The organism is Micromonospora sp. NBRC 110038 (assembly GCF_020884815.1).
In the GTDB taxonomy this organism is placed as follows: Bacteria; Actinomycetota; Actinomycetes; order Mycobacteriales; family Micromonosporaceae; genus Micromonospora; species Micromonospora haikouensis.
In genome coordinates, this window is record NZ_BBOL01000010.1 from 60,202 (window position 1) to 72,724 (window position 12,523).

At 76.7% G+C, this 12,523-nt stretch carries 8 protein-coding genes and 3 pseudogenes; 3 read left to right on the forward strand and 8 right to left on the reverse strand.

Annotated features, from left to right (window positions below):
• Nucleotides 1–264 precede the first annotated feature (264 nt).
• Both LPU61_RS27930 and LPU61_RS27935 read left to right on the forward strand, forming a co-directional pair.
• Nucleotides 265–1,086: an SURF1 family protein gene (locus LPU61_RS27930; protein ID WP_229406655.1), complete on the forward strand. Its 822-nt coding sequence runs from the start codon at nt 265–267 to the stop codon at nt 1,084–1,086.
• Nucleotides 1,087–1,322: 236 nt separating this feature from the next.
• A complete protein-coding gene (locus LPU61_RS27935; protein WP_229406656.1) occupies nt 1,323–2,111 on the forward strand; it encodes a hypothetical protein in 789 nt (262 codons plus the stop codon).
• 58 nt (nt 2,112–2,169) lie between these two features.
• On the opposite strand, the gene LPU61_RS27940 is transcribed toward LPU61_RS27935, so the two are convergent.
• The 4 genes and pseudogenes from LPU61_RS27940 to LPU61_RS27955 form a co-directional block, all read right to left on the reverse strand.
• Nucleotides 2,170–3,807, reverse strand: a complete 1,638-nt coding sequence (locus LPU61_RS27940) for an ATP-dependent DNA ligase (RefSeq protein WP_229406701.1) — start codon at nt 3,805–3,807, stop codon at nt 2,170–2,172.
• A 264-nt stretch (nt 3,808–4,071) separates the two neighbouring features.
• Nucleotides 4,072–4,278 (reverse strand): hypothetical protein, encoded by a 207-nt coding sequence (locus LPU61_RS27945; protein ID WP_043966249.1) that lies wholly within the window; start codon nt 4,276–4,278, stop codon nt 4,072–4,074.
• Between the two features lie 113 nt (nt 4,279–4,391).
• Complete coding sequence (locus tag LPU61_RS27950; RefSeq protein WP_229406702.1) at nt 4,392–5,744, reverse strand: dipeptidase; 1,353 nt, start codon at nt 5,742–5,744, stop codon at nt 4,392–4,394.
• Nucleotides 5,737–6,410: pseudogene (locus tag LPU61_RS27955) on the reverse strand (uridine kinase); the annotation flags it as partial. The pseudogene LPU61_RS27955 and the gene LPU61_RS27950, both read right to left, overlap by 8 nt.
• Nucleotides 6,411–6,535: 125 nt before the next feature.
• On the opposite strand from LPU61_RS27955, the gene LPU61_RS27960 reads away from it, so the two are divergent.
• Nucleotides 6,536–6,937: a rhodanese-like domain-containing protein gene (locus LPU61_RS27960; RefSeq protein ID WP_043966639.1), complete on the forward strand. Its 402-nt coding sequence runs from the start codon at nt 6,536–6,538 to the stop codon at nt 6,935–6,937.
• 32 nt (nt 6,938–6,969) lie between these two features.
• Here the strand turns inward: LPU61_RS27960 and LPU61_RS27965 are convergent, their stop codons facing one another.
• The 4 genes and pseudogenes from LPU61_RS27965 to ssb form a co-directional block, all read right to left on the reverse strand.
• Entirely contained in the window at nt 6,970–8,031 is a 1,062-nt protein-coding gene (locus LPU61_RS27965; protein WP_229406658.1) for a hypothetical protein, read from the reverse strand.
• A gap of 126 nt (nt 8,032–8,157) precedes the next feature.
• A pseudogene (locus LPU61_RS27970) lies at nt 8,158–9,806 on the reverse strand (cobyric acid synthase).
• Entirely contained in the window at nt 9,803–10,936 is a 1,134-nt protein-coding gene (locus tag LPU61_RS27975; RefSeq protein ID WP_082106467.1) for a cobalamin biosynthesis protein, read from the reverse strand. The pseudogene LPU61_RS27970 and the gene LPU61_RS27975 overlap by 4 nt, the downstream one beginning before the upstream one ends.
• Before the next feature lie 774 nt (nt 10,937–11,710).
• Nucleotides 11,711–12,334: pseudogene (gene ssb, locus LPU61_RS27980) on the reverse strand (single-stranded DNA-binding protein); the annotation flags it as partial.
• Between the last annotated feature and the right edge of the window lie 189 nt (nt 12,335–12,523).

Below are 12,523 nucleotides of genomic sequence, written 5' to 3' on the forward strand. Positions count from 1 at the left end.
GCCCCCCGATCCGCCCGCGTGACGATACCCGCCCGGACGGACGCCCGGCGGCCACCGAACGGTTCGCGTCGCGGCGGAGGGGGCGCGTCCCGGCGGAGGGGCTGCGTCGTCGCGCCGGCCGGGTTACGTCGCGGCAGAGGGGGCGCGTCGTAGCGTCGTCGCGCCGGCCGGGTCGCGCGCCGCCGCTCCGCCACACGCCCCCGCCCGCCCGCCGTGCCGGGGCCGGTCGCCTGGTGACGGCACTCCTGCGGGTAGCCTCGACGCGTGTACCGGTTCCTCCTGACGCCACGCTGGCTGGGCATCCTCGCGCTGACCCTGGTCGCCGCGGCCGTGATGGTGCTGCTCGGCAACTGGCAGCTGGACCGCTACCGGGGCCGCACCGCGATCAACGAGCGGATCGACGCCGGCAGCCGGATGACGCCGGTGCCGCTGCGCGACGCCGTGCCGGCCCCCACCGGGGGCGACGGCACCGCCGGCCCAGCCCCCGCCGACGAGGCCACCTGGTCGCGGGTCACCGTGACCGGCCGGTACGACACGGCGAACATCGTCCTGGTCCGGGGCCGGACGGTCGACAACCGGGTCGGCTTCGAGATCGTCACCCCGCTGGTCCTCGCCGACGGCACGGCCGTGCTCGTGGACCAGGGCTGGGTGCCGCCCGCCCCGGGCGGGGCCCTGGCGCAGCCGCAGCTGCCGCCGGTGCCGCCGGGCGAGGTGACCGTGGTGGGCCGGGTGCACCCGACCGAGAGCGGGGCGGGGGCCGTCGACCGACGCGACGGCCGGCTGGAGACCCGGCGGATCGCCGTCCCCCGGCTGGCCCGGGAGCTGCCCTACCCGGTCTACGGCGCGTACGTCCTGCTCGACGAGCAGACGCCGGCCGCCGACCCGGTCTTCCAGGCGGTGCCGATCGGGCACACCAACAACTGGCAGAACTTCGGTTACGTGGTGCAGTGGTGGATCTTCGCCGTGATGACGCTCTTCGGCTACGGCTGGGTGGCACGGCGGGAGGCCCGCCGGGCGGCCGGGCTGGACGGGCCGGCGAAGCCACTCGACCGGGCCGCCGAGCCCTCCCCGAGCGCCCCCGCCTGACCGCCGCCGGGCATTTCCCCGGCCGGGCTCGCTGCGGAAACCGGACACTCGGCGGGTCGCCGGGGCGCGACGGGAAGTTGTAGTGTCCGCCGGGTGATCGACTACCGTGGGGGGTCGCGGTGACCCCTGATCCCACGCCGCCACCACACCCGCCGGAGCCGCCCGCCTCGGGCCCGCCCTCCCCGGAGCTGCCCTCGCCGGGGCCGGCTTCCCCGGGCCTGCCCTCCCCCGAGCCGGTGACCGCGACGCATCCGTCGACCGACCCGTGGGCGGTCACGCCGCGCTCGACGACGTACTCGACCCCGCCGGCGGGCTTCCCGGCCACCGCCGACCCGTTCGCCCCGCCGCCGGCCACGGCCCCGTTCCCGGTGCCGCCGGCCGCCGCGCCGTACTCGGCACCGCCCGCCGGCCCGTACTCCGCCCCGCCGGGCACGGGCGCGTTCTCCGCCCCGCCCGCGACCGGCCCGTACTCGGCCCCGCCCGCCACCGGACCGTTCTCCGCGCCGCCGGGCACCGGACCGTACTCCGCGCCGCCGGCCACCGGAGCGTTCCCGGTGCCGCCGGGCACCGGCCCGTTCTCCGCCCCGCCGGGCACCGGACCGTACTCGGCGCCGCCGGCCGGGCCCTACCCGCCGGCGCTGGCGAGCCCGCTCGGGGCCCCGCAGTACGGGACGCCCTCCGTGGTGGCGGTGCAGATCGGCGAGATCATGGTCACCCCGCCGGAGATCCGCACCCCGGCCGGCGTGCTGCCCCTGGCCGGGACGCAGTGGCACGTCGCCGACTACTGGCAGACGGAGCAGAAGGTCGCCACCTGGGCGATCGTCTGCGCCGTGCTCGGGTTCTTCTGCCTCACCATCTTCAGCCTGCTCTTCCTGCTGATCAAGGAGACCCGGCACTACGGCACCGTGCAGGTGACGGTCAGCAACGGCCCCCACCAGTACGTGGCCCGCATCCCCGTCACCGACCAGGGGCAGGTCATGCACATCAACAACCAGGTCAACTACGCCCGGTCGCTGTCAGCCTGACCGGCCTGCCGGGCGGGTGGCGGTATCCGCTGCTCGGGATGCCGCCACCCGCCCGACATCACGACGACATGTGGCCGGCGTGGATGGCCCGGACCGCGTCGATGGTGTCCGCCTCGGCGGCGGTCTTGTCGCTGCGGTAACGGACCACGCGGGCGAAGCGCAGCGCCATGCCGCCCGGGTAGCGGGAGCTGGTCTGCACCCCGTCGAACGCGATCTCGACCACCTGCTCGGGGCGGACCCGCACCACCCAGTCGCCGTGCTCGACGGCGAGGGCGAGGAACCGCTCGGTCTGCCAGCGCAGCACCTCGTCGGTGAGACCCTTGAACGTCTTGCCGAGCATGACGAACTCACCGGTGGCCGGGTCCCGCGCGCCGAGGTGCAGGTTGGACAGCCAGCCGCTGCGCCGGCCGCTGCCCCACTCCACCGCGATCACCACCAGGTCGAGGGTGTGCCGCGGCTTCACCTTGACCCAGGCAGCGCCGCGCCGCCCGGCGTCGTAGGGCGCGTCGGGGTTCTTGACCACCACGCCCTCCTGCCCGGCGTCGAGCGCCGCGGCGAAGGCCGCACCGGCCGCCTCGGTGTCGTCGACCGTCATCCGGCCGACCAGCAGCGTCGGGTCGACCGCGCCGGCCAGCGCCGCCCACCGCTCGCGGCCGGGCCGGTCGATCAGGTCGTCGCCGTCGAGGTGCAGCAGGTCGAAGAAGTACGGTGTCAGCACCGCCTCGCCCGTGTTCTCGGCGGCGGCGCGCACGGCCGGGGCGACCGGGGCGATGCCGTCGGCGGCGGGTGCCGACGCGGGCGTGTCGTCGGGCGAGCCGGCCCCGGCGGCCGGTGCGGAGCGGCGGGCGGCCCGGCTGGAGGTCTGCTGGAACGGCAGCGGTCGGCCGGTGTCGTCCAGCCCGATGGCCTCGCCGTCGAGCACCAACTCCCGGGCGGGGAGCGCCCGCACGGCGGCGACCACCTCGGGCACCCGGTCGGTGATCTCGTCCAGGCTGCGGGTGAAGACCGCGATGTCGGGGCCGGAGCGGTGCACCTGGATCCGGATGCCGTCGAGCTTCACGTCGACCACGGCGGGGACGCCGGTCGCGGCCAGCGCGTCGTCGACCGTGGGGGCGCTGGACGCCAGCATGGGGGCGAGCGGCCGGCCGACCCGGAGCCGGAACTCGGCCAGCGCCGCCGCGCCGCCGCCCAGGGCGGCCACCGCCACGGCCCGCAGGTCACCGGCGAGCAGCAGCGCCCGGCGTACGGCGGCCAGCGGCACGTCGGCGGCGCGGGCGACCGCGTCGGCGAGCAGCCCGGCCTGGGCGCCCTGGCGCAGCTCGCCGCTGAACAGGCCGCGTAGCATCCGCTGCTCGTCGGCGGTGGCGGCGGCGAAGAGCCCGTGCAGGAGCTGCCGGCGGCGGGCCTGGGAGCCGGGGCCGGCCACCGACGCGATGTCGTCGATCGCGGCGTCGACCGCGCGGACGGTCAGGGTCGGCTCGGCGGCCGGCGGCGGCAGGTCGCGCAGCCCGGCCCAGCCGACGCCGGTCTGCCGCTGCCGCAGCTCACCGGCGAGCCAGCCGGCGCCCGCCGGGACCTCGGCGGGGTCGAGCGCCCGCAGCGCCGCCGCGAGCAGGTCCACCTTGGCCCGCCGGCCGGTGGTCGCGCCCACGGCGGCGGAGGTGGCCGCCAGGTCGAGGAACCGCACGCACCTCATCCTGCCAGCCACCCCCGACACCGCTGGGGATACGCGGAACGCCACCGGAAGTTGCCGCTTCCGGAGCCGCCGCGTCACCCCGGCCCGGCACCCGTGCCGGATGCCCGGACCGCCCGGTCCCCGCCGCCCCCCAGCGTGCGGGGACCGGTGTCTCGGTGGAGCCCGGTCCGCGCCGACCGCGCACGGCCGGTCGAGCCACGACCGCGAGCGGACGGCCAGCCCTGACCGCGAGCGGACGGCCAGCCACGACCGCAGGCCGCACGGTCAGGCCGCGACGGGCTCCTCGATGCGCAGGCCGCGGGCGCGCACCTCGTCGGCGACGCGGGAGAGCAGCGCGTCGAGCGTCACCAGGGCGGTGGAAAGGTCACCGAGCTGTTCCTTGAGCGTGTCCTCGGACCACGCGGAGACGTCCACGTCCCCCAGAGCGCTGACGGCGGCCCCGAGCCGCGCCATCACCTCGTTCGTACTCATGTTCGAAAGGCTATACCGGGCTGTCCCGCGACACGCCGAAAACACCCCGATGAACTGGGACGTTACGGTTCCGTCACCTAACTCCGGTTCGTGCCGGCGGCGTCACCCGCGCCTCAGCGACCCCGCCCCGCCGCCGCGGCCACCTTCGCCAGCAGCAGCGCCTCGGCCGCGCAGACCCGGGCGAACTCGCCGAGGTGCAGGCTCTCGTTCGGGCCGTGCGCCCGGGCGTGCGGGTCCTCCACCCCGGTCACCAGGATCGCCGCCTGCGGGAACATCTCCTGGAACGTGGCGATGAACGGGATCGACCCGCCGATGCCGATGTCCACCGGCTCGGTACCGTCCCAGGCCGTACGGAAGGCGTCGCGGGCCGCGTCGAACATCGGGCCGGACGCGTCGATGACGCACGGGGCCCCGTCGTGTTCCAGCGTCACCGCCACCCGGGCGCCCCACGGGGCGTGCCTCGTCAGGTGCTCGCGCACCGCCGCGTACGCCCGCTGCGGGTCGTCGCCCGGCGCGAGCCGCACGCTCAGCTTGGCCTTCGCGGCCGGGACCAGGGCGTTCGGGGCCTCGCCGGTGGCCGGGGCGTCGATGCCGAGCACGGCCAGCGCCGGCTTGGTCCAGATCCGGTCGGTGATCCGGCCGGTGCCGATGAGGGACACGCCGTCGACCAGCCCGGCCTCGGCCCGGAACCGGTCCTGCGGGTAGTCCACGGTCGCGCCCTCCCGGGCGGACAGCCCGGCGACCGCCACGTCCCCGGCGTCGTCGTGCAGCGTCGCCAGCAGCCGGACCAGCGTCGTCAGCGCGTCGGGCACCGCGCCGCCGAACATGCCGCTGTGCACGGCGTGGTCCAGGGTGCGGACCTCCACGAAGCAGTTGACGATGCCGCGCAGCGAGGTGGTCAGCGCCGGCACGCCGACGTCCCAGTTGGCCGAGTCGGCGATCACGATCACGTCCGAGGCGAGCGCGTCGCGGTGCTCGGCGAGCAGCCGCTCCAGCGAGTCCGAGCCGTACTCCTCCTCGCCCTCGACGAAGATCACCACGCCGACGGGGAGCCGGTCGCCGAACGCGCGCAGCGCCGCGACGTGCGCCATGATCCCGGCCTTGTCGTCGGCCGCGCCCCGTCCGTAGAGGCGGCCGTCCCGCTCGACGGGCTCGAACGGGTCGGACTCCCACAGCGACAGGTCGCCCACGGGCTGCACGTCGTGGTGGGCGTAGAGCAGCACGGTCGGCGCGCCGGGCGGGGCGGCCCGCGTCCCGATCACCGCCGGCTGCCCACCGGACCGCACGATCCGCACGTCGAGGTCGCAGCCGCGCAGCAGCTCCGCCACCGCCTCGGCGGACCGCTCGACGTGCGAGTGGTCGAAGCCGTCGAAGGCGATGCCGGGAATGCGGACGAGTCGTTCCAGGTCGGCGCGGACGCCGGGCAGTTCCCGCGCGACGGCGGCCCGCACCTCGGCGTCGGACATGATCGGTGAGGTCATGACCGGCATCGTATGCCGGCCTTACCGAAGCCGGCGGCGGACGTACTCGGTGCCGGGGTCGTGCGGCACGTCCGGCGCACCGTCGACGACCAGGTCCACCGCGTCGGCCGTGCCGTCGGCGGCGAAGTGCGCGCGCTCGCCGACGTGCCAGCGGCGCAGCTCGGGCAGGATCCCCGGCCCGTCCCGGGCGACGGCCCGGGTCAGCCGCAGCTCGGCGGGCGCGGTCACCAGCACCGACAGGGTCAGCTCGGGCCGCACGGCCGCCCGCGCCGCCGACACCCCCTCGACGATCACGACGGGGGCGGGCGGGACGGGCAGCTCGCCGGGCAGGAAGCGGTGCCGCACCCAGCTGTACCGCCGGTAGGACCCCGGCTGCCCGGCCCGCAGCGGGGCGAGCACCCACCGCTCCAGCCGGGACCAGAACGTGAGCTGGTCGGCCCAGCCGTCGAGCAGGTCGTCGGTGTGCACCACCGGTGGTCGCCCGCCGCCGGGCAGCGCCGCCAGGGCGTCCGCGAGGCGCGCCGCGAAGAGGCTCTTGCCCGCGCCGCTCGGCCCGTCGACCGCCACCAGTCGGGTACGCCCCAACCGCGCCGGCCCGGCCAGCACCCGCCGGCCCAGCCCGGCGTACGTCTCGACGACCGGCACCCCCACGGCCCCGACGCTAGCGGTCCGCCCCGGCGGGCACGTCGGCCGTACGTCGTCCGGTCGAACCGAGGCCGTTTCGGTGCGCGGAGTCCCCGGGCCGCAGGCATGATCGTGCCGTGCGCCACAACGTGATGAGCCCGGGCATCGACGCCCTGCTGGAACAGGCCCGTTCGGGGGTCCGCCGGCTGACCCCGCACGAGACGGTCGAGGCGGTACGCCTCGGCGCGCTGCTCGTCGACACCCGCACCGACGCGCAGCGCCGGGATCAGGGCGACCTGCCCGGCGCGGTCGTCATCGACCGGACGGTGCTGGAGTGGCGGCTCGATCCGGCCAGCGAGTGGCGCATCCCCGAGGCCACCGGGTACGACCGGGAGATCGTGGTGGTGTGCCGGCAGGGCTACAGCTCCAGCCTGGCCGTGGCGAGCCTGCGGACGCTCGGCCTGCACCGCGCCACCGACCTGGTCGGCGGCGTCGAGGCGTGGCGGGAGGCGGGGCTGCCGATGTCCGACCGCCCCGCCGACATCCGCTACTGACCGCCCGCTGGCGGTGCTGGGCCGGGCGGCGGTCAGGCCGGCTCGGCCACCCGGCCCAGCCAGTGCGCCGCCTCGGCCTCGGTGAGCGCCCCGTCGACCGTCAGGGCCGCCGACATCAGCGGGAACCGCCGGATGTTGTTCCAACTCCGCTGGTACGGCGGCGGGTCCAGGACCACGACGCGGGCGTCCTCGAAGAGCGGGATGTCCGCCGGGGCGCCCTCGTTCCAGATCCACTTGCCGTACCCGTCGACCAGGTTGAAGCTGCCCACGACGGTGCCGCCGAACCGGTCCTCGGGCGCGTCGGTGGCCACCTCCACCCAGGCCGGGTCGACGGTCAGCCCCTCGATCAGCCCCCGCTCCGCCGGGCCGGCGAGCGCCCCGGCCAGCAGGGTGTGCAACTGGAAGTTGTCGGCCACCCCGTCGATGGTGACCCGCCAGCCCCGGCCCGTGGCCCGGTGCAGCACCAGCAGCCGCTCGCCGTCGAGCACCCGCAGCAGCCCCAGGACGCACTCCAGGTCGGGCCGCTCGCCGGCCAGCCCGGCCCCGACCTCCAGCAGCCGCTCCCGGTGCGGGAACGAGGCGCGCACCGACGCGGACTGCTGCAACAGGGTGATCACGGGCATCGCCCAGGTGCCGGCCGCGTACCAGCCCTGGACCGCGTCGATGGCGGCGGCCTCGTCGTCGTACGCCTGGGTCAGGGCGGCGAGCGCGTCGTCCATCGTGGCGGGATCGTCGGGGTCGGGCAGAGCGTCGTCGCCGCGTGCCCGCTGCCAGCCGGAGCGGAAGCGGTGCGCGCCGGCCAGCGCGGCGGCGAGCCCGTCGGCGGCCGGGGTGACCAGCTCGTCGGGGCGGGCCCCCAGCTCGACCAGCGCGCCGCAGAGGACGGAGAACTGGCCGCCCGCGCCCGTGCCGAGCTGCGGCAGCAGCGCCACGCACCGGGGCAGCACCGCATCCAGCTCCGCCACGGACGCCTGCTGCGCCGCCTGCCAGACCCGCGCCACGGCCCTGGTCATGGCGTCACCGTCACGCCCGCGCACGGCCGCCTCGACGTCGGCGACCCGGTCCGCCAGCTTCCCCCTGCGATTGAAGATCATCGGCGCAGCCTAGCGAGCGCGCCGGGCCCCGACGGCCGCCGACGGGGGCGGCGGCGACCCGCTATCCGGCTCGCGGTCGCCGACCTGCGCGTGTCCGGACATGTGCGACACGTCACTGCCGGCGCGTCACGGAGAACCGCTCCGGCGCGGCGCGCCGGGTGGGTTCGACGCGGCGCGCCGGGTGGCCGGGGTACCTGGTCGGCGCGGCGCTCCGGGCATGGGGTCCTGGGTCAGCGCGGCGCTCCGGGTGGAACGAACGGCAGGCCGGCGGGCGGACCGGACTCGATCAGCCGCCACAGGGCCGCCGTGTCCAGGTGCTCCTCGACCATGTCACCGAGCAGGTCCAGGGAGCGCTCGCGGGCGGCGGCGAAGCTGGTGTCCGGGGCCACCCGGAACCCGGTACGGCCGGCGAGGCGGGCCGCCTCGGTGAGGAACCGGCGGCGGAACGCGTCGGACTCGAAGGCCCCGTGCCAGTGGGTGCCGCACACCGCGCCGCGCACGGCCCCCTCGCCGGTGCCGTCGGCGTACGCGAGCAGGGGCGGCAGCCCTGGGTCGGCCGACGAGACGTGCCCGTGGTGGATCTCGTACCCCCGGACCGGGACGCCCGGGTCGGCGGCGGCGGTGCCGGCGGCCTGCCGGACGGTCTTGCGCGCGGCGAAGGTGACCTCGACCGGCAGCAGGCCCAGCCCCGCGACGCTGCCCGCCCGGCTCTCCACCTCGTCGTGCACGGCCCGGCCGAGCATCTGGAAGCCGCCGCAGATGCCCAGCAGCGGCTTCCCGGCCGCCGCGTGCGCCGCCACGGCGTCGGCCAGCCCGGTCTCGCGCAGCCAGGTCAGGTCGGCCACGGTGGACTTCGAGCCGGGCAGCACGACCATGTCGGCGGCGGCCAGCTCGGCCGGCTCCACGGTCAGCCGGACCCGGACGCCCGGCTCGGTGGCCAGCGCCTCCACGTCGGTGGCGTTGCTGATCCGGGGCAGCCGGACGACCGCCACGTCCAGCCAGTCCGTGCCGTGCGGGGCCGCCGGCCGACCGAGCACCCGGCCGTACGCGAGCGAGTCCTCCGCGTCCAGCCACAGGTCCAGGTGCCAGGGCAGCACCCCGTACGTGGGGCGGCCGGTGACCCGGGCCAGCATGTCCAGCCCCGGCCGGAGCAGCCCGAGGTCGCCCCGGAACTTGTTGATCACGAAGCCGGCGACCAGCGCCTGGTCGGCCGGGTCGAGCAGTGCGACCGTGCCGAACATCGAGGCGAACACCCCGCCCCGGTCGATGTCGCCCACCACGATCGTGGGCAGCCCGGCGTGCCGGGCCAGCCCCATGTTCACGTAGTCGCCGGCCCGCAGGTTGATCTCCGCCGGGCTGCCGGCCCCCTCGCAGACCACCACCTCGTACGCCTCCCGCAGCTCGGCCAGCGCGGCGAACGCCGCCTCGGCGAGGCGGGGCCGCAGGGCGTGGTAGTTGCCGGCGGTGACCGTGTCGACGGCCTCGCCGAGCAGCACCACCTGGCTCGACCGGTCGCTGCCCGGCTTGAGCAGCACCGGGTTGAACCGCAGGTCGGGGGCGATTCCGCAGGCGGCCGCCTGCATCGCCTGGGCCCGGCCGATCTCCCCGCCCCGGCCGTCCGGGCCGACCACCACGGCCGAGTTGTTCGACATGTTCTGCGCCTTGAACGGGGCGACCTTCACCCCGCGCCGGTGCAGCCAGCGGCAGATCCCGGCGGTGAGGACGCTCTTGCCCGCGTCGGAGGTGGTGCCGGCGACCAGCAGCCCCCCGCTCACCTGCCTTCCCCCCCGCCCCACCGGCCCGCCCTCGCCGCCGCATTCCCAGCCTCGGCGTTCCTGGCGAGCGCGCTCCTCGTCAGGGCGGCCCCCGCCGCCGCGGTCCTCCTCAGCGCGGTCCCCGCCACAGCAGCGCCCGCCGCGGTGGTCCTCCTCAGCGCGGTCCTCGCCGCCGCGCCGACCAGCCGGCCGACCGTCACCGGGTAGGCGGCGGCCAGCCCGAGCGCGGCCAGCCCCACCGCCCCGGAGATCCGCGCAGCGCGCTTCAGGTGCCGCGCCTCCGGGCGGGGCCCGTCCCCGAGGTACGGCCGCACCTCCGACCGCCCGAAGTAGACGTTGCGCCCGCCCAGCCGCACGCCGAGCGCGCCCGCCATCGCCGCCTCGCACTGCCCTGCGTTCGGGCTGGGATGGTCGTCACGGTCGCGCAGCCACACCCGCCAGGCCCGCCCCCGGTCGCCGTGCGCCGTCGGGGCCACGGCGACGGTGAGCAGGCCGGTCAGCCGGGACGGCACGAGGTTGAGCAGGTCGTCGAGGCGGGCCGACGCGGTGCCGAAGCGGGCGTACCGGGGCGACCGGTGACCGACCATCGCGTCGAGCGTGTTCGCCGCCCGGTAGCCGAGCAGGCCGGGCAGCCCGGCGACCGCCCCCCACAGCAACGGGGCGACCACCGCGTCGGAGGTGTTCTCGGCAACGGACTCGACGGTGGCGCGTGCCAACTCGGGCTCGTCCAGCATCGACGGGTCCCGCCCGCACAGGTGCCCCAACCGGCGGCGGGCCGCCGGCACGTCCCCGCCGCGCAGCGCGCGACCCATCATCTTCGCCTCGTGGCGCAGGGTACGCCCGCCGAGCACCGTCCAGGTGGTGGCGGCCACCAGCACTGCCCGAGCGACGGGCCGGTGTCGGGTGCCCACCGTCGCCGCCGCCCCGACCAGCACCGGCACGCCCACGGCGAGCGCCGTGAACGCCGCACCGGCGGCCCGGTCCGGCCGGTAGACGCGCCGCTCCAGCGCCCCGGCCGCCCGGCCGAACCCGGCCACGGGATGCCAGCGTCGCGGGTCGCCGAGGAGGGAGTCCAGCGCGTACCCCGCCACCAGCCCTGCCGCGTTTGCCACGGCGATCGACTGCCGCACCTGGCACCACCTCCGGCCGGCAGCCTAGCCGCCGCTCCCCAGCGGGGCGGCGTCATACCGCCCGGATCGGGGCCGGGGCCGGGGCGGGGGCGGGGCCGGGGCCGGGGCGGGGCCGGGGCGGGGCCGGGCGCGCCGCCGGGGCGACCCGCTTGGGCGACGTCATGTCGGCGACATGGCGGTATCCCAGCGCCAGGACACCGCCATATCCCCGACATGATCACTCCTTCGGCCCGAACCCGCCCCGTGCCGGGCCCCGGCCGGCACGCGCCCCGTGCCGCGCCCCGGCCGGAGTGCCGGCATCGGTCGGCGCCGCGCCCCAGCCGGCATGCCGCCGCCGGGCCGTCAGGCCGGCGCGCCGACCCGGCCCCGGCCCCGCCGACCGCGCCGGGTCGGGGTCACCCCGTCGGTCCCGCCGCCAGCCCCCTCGCCGACCTCCTCGCCGGACGGCGCGGAGCCGTCGGATCCGGCCCCGGCGGACAGCTCGTCGTGCTCGGAGAGGCCCAGCGGGCTACCGGACGGGGACGGGCCAGCACCGGCCACGCCCGCCCCGGTCAACTCCTCGTCGTCACCGAACGTGTCACCCCCGCCGAACGCGCGACCCGCGCGACCCGTGCCACCCACGCCGAACGCGCCATCCGCGCCGGTGCCAGCGCCGAGCCCGCCGTCCTCACCGAGCCCGCCGCTGCCGCCGATCCCGCCGCTGCCATCGAACCCGCGGTTGCTGCCGATCCCGTCGTTGCCGTCGAACCCGCCATTGCCGTCGAGTCCGCCGCTGCCGTCGAACCCGTCGTCCTCACCGAGCCCGTCGTCGTCGCCGGAGTCGTCGTCCAGATCGTTCCGTTCGTCGAGTTCGTCCAGGCGCCGCGGGCCGAAGGAGGCGCGGGCCGGGGCGAAGTCGTCCGGCTCGAAGTCCTCGTCGTAGGGGCGGTCCTCCGGCCCGCTGGGGGCCTGCCCGCGCGGGACCCGCTCGGTCGGCTCGCCGTGCACCCGGCTCTCCGCCTCGGCGTCCTCGACCGTGCTCGTGGCCACGTTCGGTCGGTTGCGCAGGAACCGCCCGCGCCCTCGGGACAGGTCGTGGCCGACGGCGACCGCCTCCAGCTCGTACACCGTGCGGTGGTTGCCCGCGTCGTCGGTCCAGTCGCGGGTGTAGAGCCGCCCGGCGACCACCACCGGGTCGCCGACCATCACGGAGGCGGCCACCCCCTCGGCCAGCTTCCGCCAGCAGTTGACGCGGACGCGGAGGCTGTTGCCGTCGACCCACCGGCCGCTGCCCCGGTCGAGCCGGCGGGCGGTGGAGGCCACCTTGAAGTTGGCCACGAGCGTGCCGCTCTGGGTGGTACGCCGCCACTCCGGCGCCGTCAAAACATTGCCGACGATCGTTACGTACGTGTCGAACATCGTCCCTCCAGGAAGAGATCGGGGTTGCCATCGTGAGTCGACCCGCCGCCGACACTGGCCGCCCCGGCCCGCCCGCCGCCACCGCGAGGCCGCCGCCTGTGGACAAGCCGACGGCCTGTGGACAAAGACCTGATCAAGCTCGGATGTGCTAGGCCCCCGGCCGGGAAGCGCCACGGGTGACCCCGCCGG

What these genes read in the sequence shown, in the direction of transcription:
- LPU61_RS27940 (WP_229406701.1), bottom strand. Translation starts at nt 3,807, where the DNA reads ATGAGGTGCGTGCGGTTCCTCGACCTGGCGGCCACCTCCGCCGCCGTG.
- LPU61_RS27945 (WP_043966249.1), bottom strand. Translation starts at nt 4,278, where the DNA reads ATGAGTACGAACGAGGTGATGGCGCGGCTCGGGGCCGCCGTCAGCGCT.
- LPU61_RS27950 (WP_229406702.1), bottom strand. Translation starts at nt 5,744, where the DNA reads ATGTCCGACGCCGAGGTGCGGGCCGCCGTCGCGCGGGAACTGCCCGGC.
- LPU61_RS27960 (WP_043966639.1), top strand. Translation starts at nt 6,536, where the DNA reads ATGAGCCCGGGCATCGACGCCCTGCTGGAACAGGCCCGTTCGGGGGTC.
- LPU61_RS27965 (WP_229406658.1), bottom strand. Translation starts at nt 8,031, where the DNA reads ATGATCTTCAATCGCAGGGGGAAGCTGGCGGACCGGGTCGCCGACGTC.